Below are 18,488 nucleotides of genomic sequence, written 5' to 3'. Positions count from 1 at the left end.
TTTGCGTGTGCAAAACTGGCGGGCATCGACCTGCCTGTGCGGTGGGAAATGATTGTTTGGACTAAACTCCATGCGAATCAATCACTTACAACTAAGCTCGGCACAGGTGAAACACATTATAGAGGGCAAACCGGCACAGGACCGGTCCCAGAATACGGCCACGGCCACGGTACGGCTGATCGAGGTCGATGAAGACTCCGCCGGACAGCGACTCGACAACTTTCTCATGCGCCATCTCAAGGGGGTGCCCAAGACCCATGTCTACCGCATCATCCGCAGTGGTGAAGTGCGGATCAACAAGGGGCGCGTGAGTGCAGAGACCCGGGTTCAGCCCGGCGATGTGGTGCGTCTTCCCCCGGTCCGGATTTCCGACAAAGTGGCTGAAAAAGCGGAACGCCCGGCACCGGCTAAGGACTTTCCCGCCCTGTTGGATGACGAACACATGATCGCTCTGTCCAAGCCTGCCGGCGTGGCCGTGCATGGAGGCTCGGGTGTGAGCTTTGGCGTCATCGAGCAACTGCGCCAGGCGCGTCCCGATGCCAAGTTTCTCGAGCTGGTGCACCGACTGGATCGCGAAACCTCGGGCATTTTGCTGGTCGCCAAAAAGCGCTCCGCACTCATCAATCTGCAGGACCAGTTTCGCGAACGCGAGACCGGCAAGACCTATCTGGCACTGGTGCAGGGGGCCTGGCCGGCCAACAAGAAGGTCATCGACCTGCCGCTGCACAAGTATCTGCAGGCCGACGGCGAGCGCCGCGTGCGCGTGACCACGGCCGATGACCCGGACGGAATGCGCTCCATCACCCTGGTCAAGGTCAGAAAGCTGATCGAACCGCGCCCCTTGCAGGGTCTGCCTGCCATGAGTCTGCTGGAGGTGACCATCAAGACAGGTCGTACCCACCAGATTCGCGTGCATCTGTCATCGCAGGGTCATCCCATCGTGGGCGACGACAAATATGGTGATTTTGATCTCAACCGTCGTGTGCAAAAGCAGGGGCTCAAACGCATGTTTCTGCACGCCTGGCGGCTACAGTTCAATCATCCCGCCAGCGGCGAGCGTGTCGAGCTGCGCGCCGAGCTGCCGCCGGAGCTGGCGGATTTTGTGAACTGACTAGGCTTCATGACTACTGAAAACCATAGCGCCCGGCGACCACGCCGCTTCGATCTGATCGCATTCGACTGGGATGGGACCGTGGCGGACTCGACGGCCATCATCAGTCGCAGCATCCAGGAAGCGGTGCGTGATGTGGGTGGCACCGTGCCCAGCGACGAGCAGGCAGCCTATGTGATCGGCATGGCGCTGATGCCGGCCCTGGCCCGCGCGGCACCCGATGTACCGCCCGAAAAATACCCGGAGCTGGCCAATCGCTATCGCTTTCACTTCTTCAAGCATCAGGACGATATCTGCGTGTTTGACGGCATCCTGCCTCTGCTTGCCGAGCTGCGCGAGCGCGGCCACTGGCTGACCGTGGCCACGGGCAAGAGCCGCATGGGGCTCAACCATGCGCTTCAGGACCCGCAGCTCAAGGGATTGTTCGACGGATCGCGCACGGCCGACGAGACCGCCGGCAAGCCCAGTCCGCTGATGTTGCACGAGCTGATGGCCGAATTCGGTGTGGAGCCCGAGCGCACGCTGATGATCGGCGACACCACGCATGACTTGCAGATGGCGCAGAATGCCGGCTGTGCCTGTGTAGGGGTGTCCTATGGTGCCCATGCACCCGACGGCTTTGCCCAGTTCGATCCGCTGTTCGTGGCCGATTCCGCAGCGCAACTGCGGGCCTGGCTGTTGGCCAACGCGTGAAGCCAGATATGACAGATGCCGTGGAGCTGTGCGCCAGTGCGGATCTGGTCGACGGTGGCCGGGCGGTGGGCTTTGATGTGCTGTATGCCGGTCAGAGCAGCCGCGCTTTTGCGATTCGCTACCAGGGGCAGGTTCATGCCTATCTGAATCGCTGCAGCCATATCCCCATGGAAATGGACTACCAGGAAGGTCAGTTTTTTGACGATTCCGGTCGCTGGCTGTTGTGTTCTACCCACGGAGCTGCCTACGAACCTGACAGCGGTGCCTGTACAGGCGGTCCTTGCCGCGGCGGGCTGGTAAAAATCGCCTTGAGCGAAAGCGGTGGCTTGGTGCACTGGCATACTGGGCCACAACTGAAACCTCTGAAGTTTTGAGATGAGTACTCCTGACAACCATGATTCCCAGTCGCATGTGACGCCGGGCGCGGACCTCTGGTCCAAGGCGCCTGCTGCGTCCGCTGAGGCGCCCGCCGCTGCGGCCAAGGCCTCCGGGAACGGGGGCTGGGAGCGCGATGTGCTGGAAAAGCTGGTGTTCGCCTCCATCAAGGAGCAGCGGGCGGCCCGGCGCTGGCGCTTTTTCAGCCGTCTGCTGTGGTCCGTGGTGGTGCTCCTGGTGCTGTGGGCGGTGTTCTTCAAGGACACGGCCACCAAGACCAGCACCTCACCCCATACCGCGGTGGTGGAGATCAAGGGCGAGATCGCCTCGGGAGCGGACGCCAGTGCCGAGTTCGTGGTGGCGGCCATGCGCAGCGCCTTTGAGGATTCCGGCTCGCGCGCCGTGGTGCTGCTGATCAACTCGCCCGGTGGCAGCCCCGTGCAGGCGGGCATCATCAACGACGAGATGACGCGTCTCAAGGCCAAGTACAACAAGCCTCTGTATGCGGTGGTTGAGGAGTCTTGCGCCTCGGCGGCCTACTACATTGCGGCGGCGGCCGACGAGATCTTCGTCGACAAGGCCAGCATCGTGGGCAGCATCGGCGTGCTCATGGACGGCTTTGGCTTTACCGGCGTGATGGACAAGGTCGGCGTTGAGCGTCGCCTGCTGACGGCCGGTGAGAACAAGGGCTTTCTCGACCCCTTCAGCCCCATGTCGGCACAGCAAAAGGAATTTGCGCTGCAGATGCTGGAGCAGATTCACCAGCAGTTCATCGGCGTGGTCAAGGCCGGTCGCGGTGACCGCCTGCATGAGACCCCCGAAATGTTCAGCGGACTGTTCTGGACCGGTCAGCAGGCCGTGGAGCTGGGTCTGGCCGACAAGCTGGGCAGCCTTGACTATGTGGCGCGTGAGGTGGTCAAGGCCGAGGAAGTCATCGACTACACCCGCCGCGACAATGTGGCCGAACGTCTGGCCAAGCGCTTTGGCGCCGCCATCGGCGAGGGCTCGGTCAAAGCCATGCGCGGCCTGATGCCCAGCATTCGCTGATAAAGCATAAGGAAGGCCGCTAACCTTTACCAGGTAAGCGTCGGTAGCTATCAAAAAAGCCTGTGGTATTGGCCGCAGGCTTTTTTATCTCAGGCGCTTAGCGGCCTATGGCAAACACCACCGGTGTTCGGTTGTCGGGAGGTGTATTGCGCTGGCGCCACTCGCGCACCAGATGGCTTTCGATGCGTGCCGTCTCGAGCGTCAATCCGCTGGCCAGGGCCAGTCTGGTATTGGGTTGCAAGGTTTGCAGCAGTGCCTGCCAGAGGGCTGCGTTGCGGTAAGGCGTCTCGATGAACTGCTGGGTCTGGCCTTGGCGCAGGGCCAGGCTCTCCAGCTCCTTGATGCGGGTCGTGCGCTCGGCGCCATCCTGAGGCACATAGCCGACAAAGGCGAAGTTCTGGCCGTTGAGGCCGCTGGCAGCCAGGCCCAGCAGCAGCGAGACGGGTCCCGTCAGCGGTACGACGCGAATGCCCAGATCATGGGCGGCACGCACGATGGAGCTGCCCGGGTCGGCCACGGCGGGCATGCCCGCCTCGCTGATCAAGCCCATGTCCTGCCCGGCCAGTGCCGGTGCCAACAGGGGCTTGGGGTCGAAGACGGCGCCGCCCTTGTTGCCGTGGTCGCCTTTTTTGTGGGCTTCGCGTGGCAGCTCGGCAATGTTCTGGGCCTGCAGCGGCGCAGCGAGCGGGAACAAGGCGTCGATGCGCTTGAGATAGGCGCGTGCCGTCTTGGCATTTTCGCTGATCCAGTGAGTCAGGGAGGCGGCGCGGCGCAGCGTGCCTTCGGGCAGCACCTCGGTCAGTGCGGTCTGGCTTTCGCAGCCGAAATCGAGTGGAGCGGGCACCAGATAAAGGGTGCCGGCCTTGCTTTTAGATGTGTCGCTCATGGCAGAACCACTCCTGCAGAACGCAGCAACTGGCAGGTGCGGATCAGCGGCAGGCCTATCAGTGCCGTGGGGTCGTCGCTGACGATGGCATCCAGCAGGGCGATGCCCAGGCCCTCGCTCTTGGCCGAGCCTGCGCAGTCATAAGGCTGCTCGGCACGCAGATAGCGCTCGATCTCAAGGTCGTTCAGCTCGCGAAAGCGCACTTGCACCGTGACCACGCTGGATTCCACAAAGCCGGTTTCGGCGCAGCTCACGCAGACGCCGGTGTGGAAATTCATCTGGCGGCCGCTCATCTGGCGCAGCTGCTCGGTGGCGCGCTCGTGGGTGCCTGGCTTGGACAGGGGCTGGCCGTCGAGCTCGGGCACCTGGTCGGAGCCGATCACGATGGCGCCGGGGTGCAACTGGGCCACGGCCTGTGCCTTGGCTATGGCCAGACGCAGGCTTAGCTCGTAGGGCGTTTCGCCGCTGAGCGGGGTTTCATCCACTTCGGGAGACACCGTCTCGAACGGCAGTTGCAGGCGGCTGAGCAACTCGCGGCGGTAGCGCGAGGTGGAGCCAAGAATCAATGGACGCTCAAGTCGTCCGGCAATCAATAAGTCGGGCATTGCGGGATTCTCTTACACTGGCTGCATGAGCAAGGATTTTTCTGCGACCCGGCTGGACGTGCGTGCTTTCGCGCAGGCTGCAGGTCATCTGCATGGTCAGGCACCATTGTCGGACTTCAAGCGTCTGGCGGCCGATGCGCTGGCGATTACTGGCGAGCAGCCCCTGGTGCGCTGGGAAGCCGAAGGCGAACTGGTCGAGCAAAAGGGCGGCAGCGGCCATGTGTGGCTGCACCTGAGTGCCGAGGTGGATTTGCCACTGACCTGCCAGCGCTGCCTGACCGAGGCCGATATTCCCCTTTATGTGGATCGGTCATTTCGCTTCGTTCCGGACGAGGCGACGGCAGAACTGGAAGATGACGACAGCGATGAGGATGTGCTGGCATTGAGCAGCGAGTTCAATCTGCTGGAGCTGATCGAGGACGAGTTGCTGATGGAAGTGCCGGTGGTGCCTCGCCATGAGGTTTGCCCGGTACCCGTCAAGCTGGAGGTCAGCGATGACGCCTTCGAGCAGGCCAATGAGCAAAAGGAGAACCCTTTTGCAGTGCTGCAATCTCTCAATGTAGGCAAGTCTGCCGACTGATCCAGCCCGGAGCACGGTGGGGATTTGATTTTGCGTAGGCCACGAAAAGCGTTTGCGCTATAATCGTGAGCTTCGCGCGAAACCCCCTCGTGTCTTTAATGGGCTGATCGCGTTTTTTTAGGACTTGCACAGACAAGGGCGCACTTACTCTCGGTGGGTGCGTCGAAAGGCAGAGTTTTTTTTGCCTGGTCTTGCTGTGTGGGTCGTGTTACCAACCCTTTCAAGATACACAGGAGCCATCATGGCTGTTCAGCAAAACAAGAAGTCTCCCTCCAAGCGCGGCATGCACCGTTCGCACAATGCACTGAATGTGCCTGGCATTGCTGTCGAAGCCACTACCGGCGAGACACATCTGCGCCACCACATCAGCCCCAACGGCGTGTACCGTGGCCGTCAAGTGCTGAAGAACAAGTCCGAAGCCTAAGCGACGACTGCATTCGCAAAGCCTGTTGCTACATTTTTTGTAGCGGCAGGCTTTTGTTTTTATGGGAGATATTTGCAAAATCAGCCTTGGCTGGCCTTGCTGCACAATTCCAGGGCTGGTTTTGCAGATAACTCCTGTGGTGGTCCCTGGACCATTCAGTTCATTACCCCAAACCCGATTGGACCTGTCAGTCGCCCATGATTACTTTGGCTGTTGACTGCATGGGGGGCGATCATGGCCCCCGCGTCACGCTGGCCGCGTGTCGTCAGTTTCTGAATTTACACCCCGATGCGCATCTGCTGCTGGTCGGCAAGGCCGATGAGTTGGCTGGCTTCAAGCACGAGCGTGTGACCGTTGTCCCCGCCACGGAAGTGGTGAGCATGGATGACCCCGTTGAAATAGCCCTGCGCAAGAAAAAGGACTCGTCCATGCGCGTGGCTGTGCAGCAGGTCAAGAACGGTGCGGCTCAGGCTGCAGTGTCTGCTGGCAATACCGGAGCGCTGATGGCGATCTCGCGCTATCTGCTCAAGACTCTGGATGGAATTGACCGTCCTGCCATTGCCTTTGGTTTGCCCAATGCCAAGGGCAGCGACACCACCATGCTGGACCTGGGAGCCAATGTGGACTGCACGGCGGAGCATCTGCTGCAGTTTGCGGTCATGGGCTCGGCCCTGGTGTCGGCGCTCAAGAACACCGAGGCGCCCAGCGTCGGCCTGCTCAATATTGGCGAAGAGCTGATCAAGGGCAGCGAAGTCATCAAGCGCGCCGGCGAGCTGCTGCGCGCTGCAGGCGATGCGGGCAATCTCAACTTCTACGGCAATGTCGAGGGCAACGACACCTTCAAGGGCGTGGTGGACATTGTGGTGTGCGATGGTTTCGTTGGTAACGTTGCGCTCAAGACCACCGAGGGGGTTGCCTCGATGATCTCGGGGATTCTCAAGGAGGAGTTCAAACGCAATATCTTCACCAAGATTGCCGCCATCATTGCCTATCCGGTGCTATCTGCGCTGATGAAGCGTGTCGATCACCGTCGTTACAACGGCGCTGCCTTGCTGGGTCTGCGCGGGCTGGTCTTCAAAAGCCATGGCTCGGCCGATGCAATGGCATTCGAGCATGCTTTGAACCGCGCGTATGATGCGGCACGCAACAACCTGCTTGACCGTGTCCGCAGCCGTATTGCTGCTGCCGCACCCTTGTTGCTGGCAGCGCAGACGGAATCTGGAACTTCGGCGCCCTGATAGAAGACATGAGACGCTACGCACGCATCATCGGCACCGGCAGTTACCTGCCGCCCCGCCGCCTGACCAATAACGACCTCGCAGCCGAGCTGGCTCAGCGTGGCCTGGAAACCTCGGACGAATGGATCGTCGAGCGCACCGGTATCCGTGCTCGCCACTTTGCCGAGCCCGATGTGACCAGCAGCGATCTGGCTCTGGAAGCCAGCCGCAAGGCCATCGAGGCTGCAGGCATAGAGGCTTCGGACATCGATCTGATCATTGTCGCCACGTCCACACCGGACATGGTGTTTCCCTCGACGGCAGCCATCCTTCAGCACAAGCTGGGCATCAGCAATGGCTGTCCTGCCTTTGATGTGCAGGCGGTGTGCAGCGGTTTCGTCTATGCCCTGACGGTGGCGGACTCCATGATCCAGTCCGGCGCTGCCAAGCGCGTGCTGGTGGTGGGCTCCGAAGTCTTCAGCCGCATCCTGGATTTCAACGACCGCACGACCTGCGTGCTGTTCGGCGATGGCGCCGGCGCCGTGGTGCTGGAGGCCTCCGATGAGCCCGGCATCCTGTCCACCGAATTGCATGCCGATGGCAGCCATGTCGGCATTCTCTGCGTGCCTGGCAACGTCTCCGGCGGCAACGTGCTGGGCGACCCCTTGCTCAAGATGGACGGTCAGGCCGTGTTCAAGCTGGCAGTGAGCGTGCTGGACAAGGCTGCTCGCTCCGCGCTGGAAAAGGCGGGCCTGACGGATGCCGACATTGATTGGCTGATTCCGCACCAGGCCAATATCCGCATCATGCAAAGCACGGCGCGCAAGCTCAAGCTGTCCATGGACAAGGTGGTGGTGACCGTCGATCAGCATGGCAACACCTCGGCGGCCTCGATTCCCCTGGCGCTGGACCATGGCGTGCGCAGCGGCCAGGTCAAAAAAGGCCAGACCGTGCTGCTCGAAGGTGTGGGCGGTGGCTTCACCTGGGGTGCTGTGCTCCTCAAGATGTAGCTATAAACGCAAGCTGGATGAGCGTTTAAGGCAGTTTTTATACTAAGAAATATGAAGAAATTCGCGTTTGTATTTCCTGGCCAGGGCTCTCAGTCCGTAGGCATGCTGGACGGCTGGGGTGATCATCCAGTCGTGGCTCAGACCGTGGCCGAAGCCTCCGAAGCTCTGGGTGAGGATGTAGGTCTGCTGATCAAGCAAGGCCCCAAGGAAGCGCTGGCTCTGACCACCAATACCCAGCCCGTGATGCTGGTGGCCGGTGTGGCGGCCTGGCGTGTCTGGCAGGCCGAGGGCGGTGCGCTGCCCGATGCAGTGGCTGGTCACTCCCTGGGTGAGTACTCGGCGCTGGTTGCGTCCGGCGTACTGACGCTGGCTCAGGCCGCTCCCCTGGTGCGTCTGCGCGCCGCAGCCATGCAGGATGCTGTGCCCGTGGGCACGGGCGGCATGGCGGCCGTGCTGGCGCTGGATGCCGAAAAGGTAAAGGCGGTCTGCGCCGAGGTGACGGCCCAGCTGGGCGGCGCCGAAGTGGTGGAAGCCGTGAACTTCAACGATCCCGGTCAGACCGTGATCGCTGGCAGCAAGTTGGCCGTGGAAAAAGCCTGTGAAGCGGTCAAGGCGGCCGGTGCCAAGCGCGCCCTGCCTCTGCCGGTCTCCGCGCCTTTCCACTCCAGCCTGATGAAGCCCGCTGCAGAAAAGCTCAAGGCCGCGCTGGCCGAACTGACGTTGGCTACCACCTTGATTCCCGTCATCAACAATATCGACGTCACCGTCCAGACGGACGCTGATTCGATTCGTGATGCCCTGTACCGTCAGGCCTTTGGCCCGGTGCGCTGGGTGGAATGCGTGCAGGCCATCAAGGCGCGCGGCGTGACCCATATCGTGGAATGTGGACCCGGCAAGGTGCTGGCCGGCATGGTCAAGCGTATTGACGCCGACCTGACGGGTGCTCCCCTGTTTGATACAGCCACCCTGGCTGACGTGAAAGAATTGCTCGCATGACTGATAACCAGACCAAGCCCCAGGTTGCCCTGGTCACCGGAGCCACTCGTGGCATTGGTGCCGCCATCGCGCAGGAGCTGGCCTCCAAGGGCTATCAAGTGATCGGTACGGCCACCTCGGATGCCGGTGCCGAGAAGATCAGCCAGGCGCTGTCCGCCTTCGGCGGCCGCGGTGTCATGCTGAACGTGACCGACGGCGCTGCCGTGGATGCCCTGATCGACTCCATCGTCAAGAACGACGGCGGCCTGCATGTGCTGGTCAACAATGCCGGCATCACGCGCGACACCCTGGCCATGCGCATGAAGGATGACGACTGGGATGCCGTCACCGACACCAATCTGAAGGCTGTTTTCCGAGTCAGCCGTGCGGCTATTCGCCCCATGATGAAGCAGCGTTTCGGCCGCATCATCAGCATCACCAGCGTGGTGGGTGCCTCGGGCAATGCCGGTCAGGCCAACTACGCGGCAGCCAAGGCCGGTGTGGCAGGTATGACCCGTGCTCTGGCCAAGGAACTGGGCAGCCGCGGCATCACCGTGAACTGCGTGGCTCCCGGCTTCATCGCCACGGACATGACGGCAGACCTGCCAGAGGCGCAGAAGGCTGCGCTCAAGGCGCAGATCGCCATGGGCGACCTGGGTCAACCCAGCGACATCGCACATGCCGTGGCCTATCTGGCCTCTGCCGGTGCCGGCTATGTGACGGGGCAGGAATTGCACGTCAACGGCGGCATGTACATGTAAGAGATTTCGGCAGCTAGCGTGGTGTTTGCCACACTTGCTGCCAGAGGCTGAACATTTTTGCAAGTTCAGTGGCCGTTTCCTCGCGACGGCCAGCCGCCAAGGGGCTTCTCCCGAAACGGCTAGAATCGCGGGTTCATTCACAACCCCCTGAGGGAAACCATGAGCGATATCGAAGCACGTGTCAAAAAAATCATTGCTGAACAACTCGGCGTTGAAGAGTCCCAAGTGACCAACGAAAAGGCCTTCGTGGCTGACCTGGGCGCTGACTCCCTGGACACAGTGGAACTGGTGATGGCCCTGGAAGATGAATTCGGCATCGAGATCCCTGACGAAGACGCAGAGAAGATCACGACGGTGCAAAACGCCATCGACTACGCCAATACCCACCAAAAGGCCTAAGGTCTTTTTTCAGCGATCAGTTAAAGGTTTGAACGCATGAGCCGTCGTCGCGTTGTCGTGACCGGTCTGGGCTGCATCTCCCCCGTGGGTAACACGGTGGGCGAAGCCTGGGCCAATCTTTTGGCCGGCCAGTCCGGTATTGACCTCATCACCAAGTTCGATGCGTCGAACTTCTCCTGCAAGATTGCGGGTGAGGTCAAGGGATTTGATGTGGAGAAGTACATGAGCGCCAAAGATGCGCGCTCCATGGATACCTTCATTCATTACGGCATCGCGGCTGCGGAGCAAGCCGTTCTGGACGCAGGCCTGCCCACAGGCGAAGCCCTGTCCGAAGACCTAGCCACACGCATTGCCTGCGTGATCGGCTCGGGCATTGGCGGCCTGCCGCTGATCGAGAACACTCACGCAGAACTGGCTGCCCGCGGTCCTCGCCGCATCACGCCGTTCTTCGTGCCTGCTTCCATCATCAATATGGTGGCAGGGCATGTGTCCATGCGATTTGGCTTCAAGGGGCCGAATCTGTCGATCGTGACAGCCTGCACCACAGGTCTGCACTGCATCGGCGAAGCCGGACGCATGATCGAATACGGCGATGCGGACATCGTCGTGGCCGGTGGCACGGAAGCCACTGTCTCGCCTCTGGGTGTTGGCGGCTTTGCTGCCATGCGTGCGCTGTCCACGCGCAACGACGACCCCAAGGCTGCCTCGCGCCCCTGGGACAAGGACCGTGACGGCTTTGTACTCGGCGAAGGTGCCGGTGTGCTGGTGCTCGAAGAGTACGAACACGCCAAGGCCCGTGGCGCCAAGATTTACGCGGAGCTGGCAGGCTTTGGCATGAGTGCCGATGCCGGTCACATGACGGCTCCCAACATGGATGGCCCCCGCCGCGCCATGCTCAATGCTTTGCGCAATGCCGGTGTGAACCAGGATCAGGTCAATTACCTGAATGCGCATGGCACGTCCACGCCGCTGGGCGATGCGAACGAGTCCAATGCCATCAAGGCGGCCATGGGCGAGTTTGCGAAGAAGAATCTGGTGGTCAGCTCGACCAAGTCCATGACGGGTCACCTGCTGGGTGGCGCGGGTGGCATCGAGAGCGTTTTCACCGTGATGGCGCTGCACGACCAGAAGATTCCCCCGACCATCAACCTGATCAACCAGGATCCCGAGTGTGATCTGGACTATTGCGCCAACACGGCGCGTGACGCCAAGCTGGAAGTGGCTGTGAAGAACAACTTCGGTTTCGGCGGCACCAACGGCACGCTGGTTTTCAAGCGCGTCTAAGTCGCTTCGAGCCGCTTCTGTACAAGCCCGCACAGGCCCAGGCCTTGCGGGCTTTGTTCCATGTGCGGGCTGATCGTGCTTTCCCTAGCTTTGCGGCAGCCGGGTTTTCGCACATGGTCTGCCCATGAGTGCTCGCTACCATGCTCCCGCCGTTGCCTACGTCTTCGAGCGGCCAGTCTGGGCCGTCGGGGTGCTGCTGTTGATTGGGGCAGGCCTTTTGACGGTCCTGCTGGCCTGGTGTCTGCAGGCAAGGGAAAACGGTCTACAACTGCTGCTGACCCTGTCGGCTCTGGCGTTGGCCGCGGTGCTGCTTTGCGCACAGTGGCGTAACTGGCCTCAAGGACGTCTGCTCTGGAATGGCGGGCATTGGTCGCTGGAGGCCAAAAACCTGTCAACTGCACAGTCATTGCCCGTGCGGCTGGGAGTGGGGCTTGATGGCGGTCACTGGCTTTGGCTCAGCGTTTCGGATGTCGTGGTGCTCAGGGCCAAGGGCGGCAGGCGCAGAGTGCTATGGATTTTCCTGTCTCAGCGACACAGCCCCGAGCAATGGGGAGACTTGCGGCGTGCGGTATATTCCTCCATCGTGCCGCTGGCAGAGCAAGGCTAGGCCTTCGCCGGTTATGGCAGCACGCCGCTTGGCCTTTCATGACACCACCCGATTTCCCCACTCCCTCTGCCGACAGCGATCTGGCTCTGGTCGAACGAGCCAATGCTGGCGACACACGGGCTTTTGAGCTGCTGGTCATCAAATACCAGCGTCGCATCGAACGTCTGGTGGGCCGCATGGTGCGCGATGTCGATCTGGTGCCTGATATCACGCAGGAAACCTTCATCCGCGCCTACAAGGCCTTGCACCAGTTTCGCGGCGAGGCCCAGTTCTATACCTGGCTGTACCGCATCGCCGTCAACACGGCCAAGAAGGCCTTGATGGAAATGCATCGCTCGCCGGTGATGACCGAGAGCGCGTTACACACTGGGGATGATGAGGATGAAACTTCTGTTCACAGACAGGAACTAACGACTCAGGAAACCCCGGAAACAGTATTGGCGGCGCGTGAAATTGCCGAAGCCGTCAATGCCGCCATGGAAGCTTTGCCCGAGGATTTGCGTCAGGCGGTCACCCTACGTGAAATCGAAGGGCTCAGCTATGAAGAAATCGCTCAGGCGATGGACTGTCCCATAGGCACGGTGCGCTCGCGCATCTTTCGGGCACGCGAGGCGATCTCGGCCAGGGTCAAGCCCCTGCTGGAGCGCCAGGGCGGGAAGCGTTGGTAGTACAGGCAAGACGAGCAGGTGAACTTCATGAATGACGATCTGATCAAGCAGGAACAGTTGTCGGCCCTGGTGGATGGCGAGGCTACCTCGGTCCAGATGCAGGCCGTGCTTTCCTATGCGGAAAGCGACGAAGGCCAGCAGTCCTGGGCCATGTATCACCTGATTGGCGATGTGCTGCGTTCTCCCGAGCTGGCTCATCACAGTCAGCACGATATTTTGAGCGGTGTGCGCGCCCATATGGAGCGCGAGCCTATCCGTGGCATTCATCTGCCCGGTGTGAGCGCAGATGCGGCAAGTTCCCTGGGTCTGGGCAGTCTGGAGCAGATCACAGCTGCCGAGGAACGCGAGCGGGCGCTGGGCAATGGCGCAACCGTGGTCAGCCTGCCCGGTCGTCAGGCGGCCAATGCATCCGTCTTTCGCTGGAAGATGGCAGCCGGCTTTGCCTCGGTGGCTGCCGTGGCCGCCGTGGGGTGGGGCGCGATGCTCGCGGGCTCTGGCGGCCTGTACGGTCGCCAGGGTGGCGCTCAGCTTGCGGCTCTGAGCCCGAATGTCGTCGTGGCTGCCGCGCCCGCCGCATCGCTGGGTTTGAGCCAGCCGGTCTCCGGCACTGAGGAAGCGGTCATGCCGCTGAGCTCGGAAGCCCAATCGTCCACCGTGGTGGCAGTTGCCGGCCCCAACGGCCAGACCGTGATGCTGCGTGATCCGCGCCTGGACGAATTGCTGGCTTCGCACCCTCAGCAAAGCAGCGCACCGAATCTGCAGATGCCGGCCAGCTTCCTGCGCAATGCAAGCTTTGCCACGACTACCCGCCATTGATGCTTCTCGGTATGGTGGCCCTCCGTCTGGATTCATGGCTTTTCAGCCTTGAGTCTTGCGCAGACTACGCAAGCTGCTATTGATTTCAATACATTTGACCGCAGATGCTGTCTCATCTGCGGTCAATTCGATGGGGCAGGGCACTTTCGGCCGATGCCGGCTTTTGCCAGAATGAACGTTCGACGCTCCTACCCGCTTTCTCTCATGGGTCTGATTTCATGACCGCTTGTGTCAGACGATTCGAACAAGGAATAGAAACGATGCGCACACCCGCCCGGATGACGTTCAAGTCCCGTGTTTCGGCTACAGCCCTTGCCAGCGCCATGGCAGTCGCGGCCCTGGCCGCAGGAGTCATGCTGCCGGTCACCGCCGCCCATGCCCAAAGTGCTGCAACGGCGCGCGGCCTTCCGGACTTCACGGATCTGGTCGATCAGGTCGGCCCTTCGGTGGTCAACATCCGAACGCTGGAGAAGGTCTCCAACAACAGCGCCGAAGCCCTGGGCATGGATGAAGACATGCTGGAGTTCTTCCGCCGCTTCGGCCTGCCCGTGCCCAATGTGCCGCGCCAGCGCACGCCCAAGGGCGGCCAGTCCGAGGAAGAGCAGCCGCGTGGCGTGGGCTCGGGCTTCATCCTCACAGCCGATGGCTACGTGATGACCAATGCCCATGTGGTCGATGGCGCCGATGAGGTCATCGTCACGCTGACCGACAAACGCGAGTTCAAGGCAAAGATAGTCGGCGCGGACAAGCGCACCGATGTGGCCGTGGTCAAGATCGATGCCAAAGGCCTTCCCGCAGTCAAGATCGGTGATGTGAGCAAGCTGCGCGTGGGCGAGTGGGTCATGGCGATTGGCTCGCCCTTCGGACTCGAAAACTCGGTGACGGCCGGCATTGTCTCGGCCAAGCAGCGCGATACCGGTGACTATCTGCCCTTTATCCAGACCGATGTGGCCATCAACCCCGGCAACTCGGGTGGCCCGCTGATCAATATGCGAGGCGAGGTGGTGGGGATCAACAGCCAGATCTACTCCCGTTCGGGCGGCTTCATGGGCATCAGCTTTGCGATTCCCGTGGATGAAGCAATCCGTGTCAGCGATCAGCTGCGTGCCACCGGCAAGGTCACGCGCGGCCGTATCGGCGTGCAGATCGGCCCCGTGACCAAGGATGTAGCCGAGTCCATCGGCCTTGGCAAGCCCGAAGGCGCACTGGTGTCGGCTGTCGAGCCGGACTCTCCTGCGGCCAAGGCCGGTGTGGAGGCGGGTGACGTGATCACCAAGTTCGATGGCAAGGCCATCGAGAAGGTCTCCGATCTGCCGCGTCTCGTGGGCAATACCAAGCCCGGCACCAAGAGCACCATTACCGTGCTGCGCCGCGGCAAGCTCAAGGAGCTGAGCATGGTGATTGCCGAGGTGCCTTCCGACGAATCTGCCAAGGCCAAGGCCGGCAGCGGCGGGGCAGGCAAGACTCCTCCCTCCGGCACGCTGGAGAACAAGGCTCTGGGCCTGACGCTGAGCGAGCTGACGGCTGCGCAGAAGAAGGAGTTGGCCATCAAGGGCGGCGTGCGCGTGTCGGCTGCGGTGGATGCTGCAGCCCGTGCCGGCCTGCGCGAGGGCGATGTGATCCTGCAACTGGCCAACGTGGAAGTCTCCGATCTCAAGAGCTTCGAGGCGGCCTGGGCCAAGGCCGACAAGTCCAAACCCGTGAATGTGCTGGTACGCCGAGGTGACTGGGCGCAATATGTGCTCATTCGCCCTGCCAAATAAGGGTAATGAAAAGTCGGCAAGAGCTTGTTGTCATTTCGCGATCTGAAATGGCAACAAGCCCTCAGCCTGCCAGTGCCCCTATGCCATTGGGTAGAATCCCACGCAAATGCATGGTGGTTGGACGCAAAAAATCACGCTGACAAGCGGTTTTCAAGCGGTGCAAAAGCCTTTGCAATCTCCTGCTACTGATGGCTAAACGGCGTTTTTCGGTCTGTGGATAATTTGTTGATAAATGAATTTGAAAATCACAAACCGGAACTTGTCAAGCCTTGCTGGGTCTTGGTTTGCGGCCAGTTTTGCCTACAATAAAGTCCCAACTATCGCAGTTGCCAGAGATTGTTGGTTAAGGGCGCGCCGCTTGAGGGACGCGCCCTTTTTTCTTGCTGCTGCAGGCCACTTTTTTCAATTCCAAGCTGTCTTTCTCGTTGATGAATCACATCCGTAATTTCTCCATCATTGCGCATATCGACCATGGCAAGTCCACGCTGGCGGACCGCCTGATCCAGCGCTGCGGAGGCCTCGCCGACCGCGATATGGAAGCCCAGGTGCTGGACTCGATGGACATCGAGAAAGAGCGCGGCATCACCATCAAGGCCCAGACCGCGGCCCTGCAATACAAGGCCAAGGACGGGCAGGTCTACAACCTGAACCTGATCGATACCCCCGGCCACGTGGACTTCTCCTACGAAGTCTCGCGCTCGTTGTCGGCCTGCGAAGGCGGTCTGCTGGTGGTCGATGCCTCTCAGGGCGTGGAAGCCCAGACCGTGGCCAATTGCTACACCGCGCTTGACCTGGGCGTGGAGGTGTTCGCCGTCCTCAACAAGATGGACCTGCCTCAGGCCGATCCCGAGAATGCCAAGGCCGAGATCGAGGACGTGATCGGTATCGATGCCAGCGACGCCATTCCCTGTTCGGCCAAGACCGGCATGGGCATCGACGAGATTCTGGAAGCCATCGTGGCCAAGGTGCCGGCTCCCAAGGGCAATCCCGATGGCCCTCTGCGTGCCATGATCGTGGACAGCTGGTTCGATCCCTATGTGGGCGTCGTGATGCTGGTGCGCGTGGTGGATGGCGAGCTCAAGAAGAATGAGCGCTTCAAGATGATGGCCAGCGGAGCTGCCTATGAAGCCAACAACATCGGCGTGTTCACCCCGGCCAACCAGCCGCGCGAGATGCTCAGGGCCGGCGAGGTGGGCTACATCATTGCCGGCATCAAGGAGCTGAAGGCCGCCAAGGTCGGTGACACCATCACGTTGGAAAAAAAGCTGCCCAACAACCTGGGTCCTGCCGAGAAGCCTCTGCCGGGCTTTAAGGAGGTCAAGCCCCAGGTTTTCGCGGGTCTGTACCCCACCGAAGCCTCTGAATACGACCAGCTGCGTGATGCGCTGGAAAAGCTGCAGCTCAATGATGCGGCGCTGCAGTTCGAGCCCGAGGTCTCGCAGGCGCTGGGCTTTGGCTTCCGCTGCGGCTTCCTGGGTCTGCTGCACATGGAAATCGTGCAGGAGCGACTGGAGCGTGAATTCGACCAGGATCTGATCACCACGGCCCCCAGCGTGGTCTACCAGGTGATCAAGGGCGATGGCGAGCTGATCGACGTGGAGAACCCCTCCAAGATGCCCGATATCGGCCGCATCCAGGAGATCCGCGAGCCCATCGTGACCGTGCACCTGTACATGCCGCAAGACTATGTGGGTCCGGTGATGACGCTGGCCAACCAGAAGCGTGGCGTGCAGATGAATATGCAGTACCACGGTCGTCAGGTCATGCTGACCTACGAGATGCCGCTGGGCGAAATCGTGCTGGACTTCTTCGACAAGCTCAAGAGCGTCTCGCGCGGCTATGCCTCCATGGACTACGAATTCAAGGAATATCGCGCGTCCGATGTGGTGAAGGTCGATATCTTGCTCAACGGCGAGAAGGTCGACGCCCTGTCCATCATCGTGCACCGCTCGCAGTCCGTCTATCGCGGCCGTGCCGTGGTGGCGAAGATGCGCGAGATCATCAGCCGCCAGATGTTCGACGTGGCCATTCAGGCCGCCATCGGCGCCAACATCATTGCGCGTGAGACCGTCAAGGCCATGCGCAAGAACGTGCTGGCCAAGTGCTACGGCGGCGACATCACGCGTAAGCGCAAGCTGCTCGAAAAGCAGAAGGCCGGCAAGAAGCGTATGAAGCAGATCGGTTCGGTAGAAGTGCCGCAGGAAGCCTTCCTGGCCATTCTGCAAGTGGAGGATTGATGCAAGTCATGCAGTGGATCACGGCCGCCATCCTGGCGGCCTTTGTAGGCTATATCGCGGCCTGGTACACCGGCTCCATCGAAGGCAACTTCGCATTGCTGCTGTTTCTGGCAACCGTGGTGACCGGTGTGTACTGGCTGGCCGAGCGCTTTTACTTCTGGCCTCGGCGCCGGGCGGCTGCGGCCGCGCTGGAGCAGGCTGCCGTTGAGCGCCGCGCCGAGCTGGACCGCATGGGCATTGCCAAGACTGACATCGAAGTCTCCGAAGACGCCAAAGGTCGCATTCTCATGCAACCCTGGTGGCTGGACTGGACTGCCGGTCTGTTCCCGGTGATCGCCATCGTCTTCGTGCTGCGTTCCTTCCTGTTCGAGCCGTTCAAGATTCCCTCGGGCTCCATGATTCCGACGCTGATGGTGGGCGACCTGATCCTGGTCAACAAGTTCACCTATGGCATCCGTCTGCCCGTGATCAACAAGAAGATCACCGAAGGCAACAAGCCCCAGCGTGGCGATGTGATGGTGTTCCGCTACCCCCCCCAACCCACGCTGGACTACATCAAGCGTGTGGTGGGTGTGCCCGGTGATGAAGTGGCCTATATCAACAAGCGCCTGAGCATCAACGGCAAGGAGCTGCCTGTGCGCGATCTGCCGGACTTTCTGGACCGCGACGTGATGCGTTACTTCAAGCAGTTCGAGGAAACCCTTGGCGAGCAGCCGCACCGTGCCATCGTCAACAACGATGTGCCGGCCTTCATTCAGGGGGCGAGCAACTTCGAGTACAAGGAAAACTGCCGCTACAGCGTTGAAGGCGTGACCTGCAAGGTACCCGAAGGCTATTACTTCATGATGGGCGACAACCGCGACAACTCGCTGGATTCGCGCTACTGGGGCTTTGTGCCGGACCAGAACATCGTGGGCAAGGCATTCTTTGTCTGGATGAACTTCGGTGATCTGAGCCGTATCGGCCGTTTCCACTGAGCACCGGCAATCGTTTCGTCATTTTTCTGGGATACACGGGCAGGAACATGCCC

Annotated in this window: 20 protein-coding genes; 18 read left to right on the top strand and 2 right to left on the bottom strand. The window is 61.0% G+C overall.

Annotated elements, in window-relative coordinates:
* Positions 1-106 precede the first annotated feature (106 nt).
* From DJFAAGMI_RS13905 to DJFAAGMI_RS13890, 4 genes are read left to right on the top strand one after another with little or no spacing between them, the layout of a single operon-like run.
* Positions 107-1,111 carry an RluA family pseudouridine synthase gene (locus tag DJFAAGMI_RS13905; RefSeq protein ID WP_349305230.1) on the top strand — a complete coding sequence of 335 codons (1,005 nt, stop codon included), beginning with the start codon at positions 107-109 and terminating at the stop codon, positions 1,109-1,111.
* 9 nt (positions 1,112-1,120) lie between these two features.
* Positions 1,121-1,804, top strand: coding sequence for an HAD family hydrolase (locus DJFAAGMI_RS13900; protein ID WP_003058077.1), 684 nt, complete (start codon positions 1,121-1,123; stop codon positions 1,802-1,804).
* A gap of 8 nt (positions 1,805-1,812) precedes the next feature.
* Entirely contained in the window at positions 1,813-2,178 is a 366-nt protein-coding gene (locus DJFAAGMI_RS13895) for a Rieske (2Fe-2S) protein (RefSeq protein ID WP_211457583.1), read from the top strand.
* Between the two features lies 1 nt (position 2,179).
* Positions 2,180-3,226 carry a S49 family peptidase gene (locus DJFAAGMI_RS13890; RefSeq protein ID WP_043007675.1) on the top strand — a complete coding sequence of 349 codons (1,047 nt, stop codon included), beginning with the start codon at positions 2,180-2,182 and terminating at the stop codon, positions 3,224-3,226.
* Positions 3,227-3,323: 97 nt separating this feature from the next.
* On the opposite strand, the gene DJFAAGMI_RS13885 is transcribed toward DJFAAGMI_RS13890, so the two are convergent.
* Together DJFAAGMI_RS13885 and DJFAAGMI_RS13880 are read right to left on the bottom strand one after the other, a co-directional pair.
* Positions 3,324-4,112 (bottom strand): SAM-dependent methyltransferase, encoded by a 789-nt coding sequence (locus DJFAAGMI_RS13885; RefSeq protein ID WP_211457582.1) that lies wholly within the window; start codon positions 4,110-4,112, stop codon positions 3,324-3,326.
* The gene (locus DJFAAGMI_RS13880; protein ID WP_211457581.1) at positions 4,109-4,717 is read right to left on the bottom strand and encodes a Maf family nucleotide pyrophosphatase; all 609 of its coding nucleotides are present in this window, start codon (positions 4,715-4,717) and stop codon (positions 4,109-4,111) included. Before DJFAAGMI_RS13880 ends, DJFAAGMI_RS13885 begins: the two co-directional genes overlap by 4 nt.
* Positions 4,718-4,742: 25 nt before the next feature.
* On the opposite strand from DJFAAGMI_RS13880, the gene DJFAAGMI_RS13875 reads away from it, so the two are divergent.
* From DJFAAGMI_RS13875 to lepB, 14 genes are all read left to right on the top strand, one after another.
* Positions 4,743-5,297 carry a YceD family protein gene (locus DJFAAGMI_RS13875; protein WP_114862969.1) on the top strand — a complete coding sequence of 185 codons (555 nt, stop codon included), beginning with the start codon at positions 4,743-4,745 and terminating at the stop codon, positions 5,295-5,297.
* A gap of 241 nt (positions 5,298-5,538) precedes the next feature.
* Positions 5,539-5,721 (top strand): 50S ribosomal protein L32, encoded by a 183-nt coding sequence (gene rpmF, locus DJFAAGMI_RS13870; protein WP_003058062.1) that lies wholly within the window; start codon positions 5,539-5,541, stop codon positions 5,719-5,721.
* 197 nt (positions 5,722-5,918) lie between these two features.
* A complete protein-coding gene (gene plsX / locus DJFAAGMI_RS13865; protein WP_050872210.1) occupies positions 5,919-6,959 on the top strand; it encodes a phosphate acyltransferase PlsX in 1,041 nt (346 codons plus the stop codon).
* An 8-nt stretch (positions 6,960-6,967) separates the two neighbouring features.
* Positions 6,968-7,948, top strand: coding sequence for a beta-ketoacyl-ACP synthase III (locus tag DJFAAGMI_RS13860; RefSeq protein WP_043007685.1), 981 nt, complete (start codon positions 6,968-6,970; stop codon positions 7,946-7,948).
* A gap of 51 nt (positions 7,949-7,999) precedes the next feature.
* A complete protein-coding gene (gene fabD / locus DJFAAGMI_RS13855) occupies positions 8,000-8,944 on the top strand; it encodes an ACP S-malonyltransferase (protein WP_211457580.1) in 945 nt (314 codons plus the stop codon).
* Positions 8,941-9,684 carry a 3-oxoacyl-ACP reductase FabG gene (fabG, locus tag DJFAAGMI_RS13850; RefSeq protein WP_211457579.1) on the top strand — a complete coding sequence of 248 codons (744 nt, stop codon included), beginning with the start codon at positions 8,941-8,943 and terminating at the stop codon, positions 9,682-9,684. The genes fabD and fabG overlap by 4 nt, the downstream gene beginning before the upstream one ends.
* A gap of 159 nt (positions 9,685-9,843) precedes the next feature.
* Positions 9,844-10,083 carry an acyl carrier protein gene (gene acpP, locus DJFAAGMI_RS13845; RefSeq protein WP_003058049.1) on the top strand — a complete coding sequence of 80 codons (240 nt, stop codon included), beginning with the start codon at positions 9,844-9,846 and terminating at the stop codon, positions 10,081-10,083.
* A gap of 36 nt (positions 10,084-10,119) precedes the next feature.
* Positions 10,120-11,367, top strand: coding sequence for a beta-ketoacyl-ACP synthase II (fabF, locus tag DJFAAGMI_RS13840; RefSeq protein WP_003057981.1), 1,248 nt, complete (start codon positions 10,120-10,122; stop codon positions 11,365-11,367).
* 124 nt (positions 11,368-11,491) lie between these two features.
* On the top strand, positions 11,492-11,974 hold the full coding sequence (locus DJFAAGMI_RS13835; RefSeq protein WP_211457578.1) for a hypothetical protein: 483 nt from the start codon (positions 11,492-11,494) through the stop codon (positions 11,972-11,974).
* 38 nt (positions 11,975-12,012) lie between these two features.
* Positions 12,013-12,642, top strand: coding sequence for an RNA polymerase sigma factor RpoE (rpoE, locus tag DJFAAGMI_RS13830; RefSeq protein WP_003064186.1), 630 nt, complete (start codon positions 12,013-12,015; stop codon positions 12,640-12,642).
* A 27-nt stretch (positions 12,643-12,669) separates the two neighbouring features.
* Positions 12,670-13,458: a sigma-E factor negative regulatory protein gene (locus DJFAAGMI_RS13825; RefSeq protein ID WP_211457577.1), complete on the top strand. Its 789-nt coding sequence runs from the start codon at positions 12,670-12,672 to the stop codon at positions 13,456-13,458.
* A 260-nt stretch (positions 13,459-13,718) separates the two neighbouring features.
* Positions 13,719-15,221: a DegQ family serine endoprotease gene (locus DJFAAGMI_RS13820; protein WP_211457576.1), complete on the top strand. Its 1,503-nt coding sequence runs from the start codon at positions 13,719-13,721 to the stop codon at positions 15,219-15,221.
* A 428-nt stretch (positions 15,222-15,649) separates the two neighbouring features.
* Positions 15,650-17,458, top strand: coding sequence for a translation elongation factor 4 (gene lepA / locus DJFAAGMI_RS13815; RefSeq protein WP_043007709.1), 1,809 nt, complete (start codon positions 15,650-15,652; stop codon positions 17,456-17,458).
* Positions 17,458-18,435, top strand: coding sequence for a signal peptidase I (gene lepB / locus DJFAAGMI_RS13810; protein WP_003057970.1), 978 nt, complete (start codon positions 17,458-17,460; stop codon positions 18,433-18,435). Before lepA ends, lepB begins: the two co-directional genes overlap by 1 nt.
* Positions 18,436-18,488 lie beyond the last annotated feature (53 nt).

Source organism: Comamonas brasiliensis (assembly GCF_018292285.1).
GTDB classification, from domain to species: Bacteria; Pseudomonadota; Gammaproteobacteria; order Burkholderiales; family Burkholderiaceae_C; genus Comamonas; species Comamonas brasiliensis.
Note: the sequence above shows the minus strand (reverse complement) of the source record. Positions and strands in the feature narration are given on the sequence as shown.

Bases quoted from the DNA above. Each gene is read 5' to 3' on its own strand.
- DJFAAGMI_RS13900 (WP_003058077.1), top strand. From the start codon at position 1,121: ATGACTACTGAAAACCATAGCGCCCGGCGACCACGCCGCTTCGATCTG.
- DJFAAGMI_RS13895 (WP_211457583.1), top strand. From the start codon at position 1,813: ATGACAGATGCCGTGGAGCTGTGCGCCAGTGCGGATCTGGTCGACGGT.
- DJFAAGMI_RS13890 (WP_043007675.1), top strand. From the start codon at position 2,180: ATGAGTACTCCTGACAACCATGATTCCCAGTCGCATGTGACGCCGGGC.
- DJFAAGMI_RS13885 (WP_211457582.1), bottom strand. From the start codon at position 4,112: ATGAGCGACACATCTAAAAGCAAGGCCGGCACCCTTTATCTGGTGCCC.
- DJFAAGMI_RS13880 (WP_211457581.1), bottom strand. From the start codon at position 4,717: ATGCCCGACTTATTGATTGCCGGACGACTTGAGCGTCCATTGATTCTT.
- DJFAAGMI_RS13875 (WP_114862969.1), top strand. From the start codon at position 4,743: ATGAGCAAGGATTTTTCTGCGACCCGGCTGGACGTGCGTGCTTTCGCG.
- rpmF (WP_003058062.1), top strand. From the start codon at position 5,539: ATGGCTGTTCAGCAAAACAAGAAGTCTCCCTCCAAGCGCGGCATGCAC.
- plsX (WP_050872210.1), top strand. From the start codon at position 5,919: ATGATTACTTTGGCTGTTGACTGCATGGGGGGCGATCATGGCCCCCGC.
- DJFAAGMI_RS13860 (WP_043007685.1), top strand. From the start codon at position 6,968: ATGAGACGCTACGCACGCATCATCGGCACCGGCAGTTACCTGCCGCCC.
- fabD (WP_211457580.1), top strand. From the start codon at position 8,000: ATGAAGAAATTCGCGTTTGTATTTCCTGGCCAGGGCTCTCAGTCCGTA.
- fabG (WP_211457579.1), top strand. From the start codon at position 8,941: ATGACTGATAACCAGACCAAGCCCCAGGTTGCCCTGGTCACCGGAGCC.
- acpP (WP_003058049.1), top strand. From the start codon at position 9,844: ATGAGCGATATCGAAGCACGTGTCAAAAAAATCATTGCTGAACAACTC.
- fabF (WP_003057981.1), top strand. From the start codon at position 10,120: ATGAGCCGTCGTCGCGTTGTCGTGACCGGTCTGGGCTGCATCTCCCCC.
- DJFAAGMI_RS13835 (WP_211457578.1), top strand. From the start codon at position 11,492: ATGAGTGCTCGCTACCATGCTCCCGCCGTTGCCTACGTCTTCGAGCGG.
- rpoE (WP_003064186.1), top strand. From the start codon at position 12,013: ATGACACCACCCGATTTCCCCACTCCCTCTGCCGACAGCGATCTGGCT.
- DJFAAGMI_RS13825 (WP_211457577.1), top strand. From the start codon at position 12,670: ATGAATGACGATCTGATCAAGCAGGAACAGTTGTCGGCCCTGGTGGAT.
- DJFAAGMI_RS13820 (WP_211457576.1), top strand. From the start codon at position 13,719: ATGCGCACACCCGCCCGGATGACGTTCAAGTCCCGTGTTTCGGCTACA.
- lepA (WP_043007709.1), top strand. From the start codon at position 15,650: ATGAATCACATCCGTAATTTCTCCATCATTGCGCATATCGACCATGGC.
- lepB (WP_003057970.1), top strand. From the start codon at position 17,458: ATGCAAGTCATGCAGTGGATCACGGCCGCCATCCTGGCGGCCTTTGTA.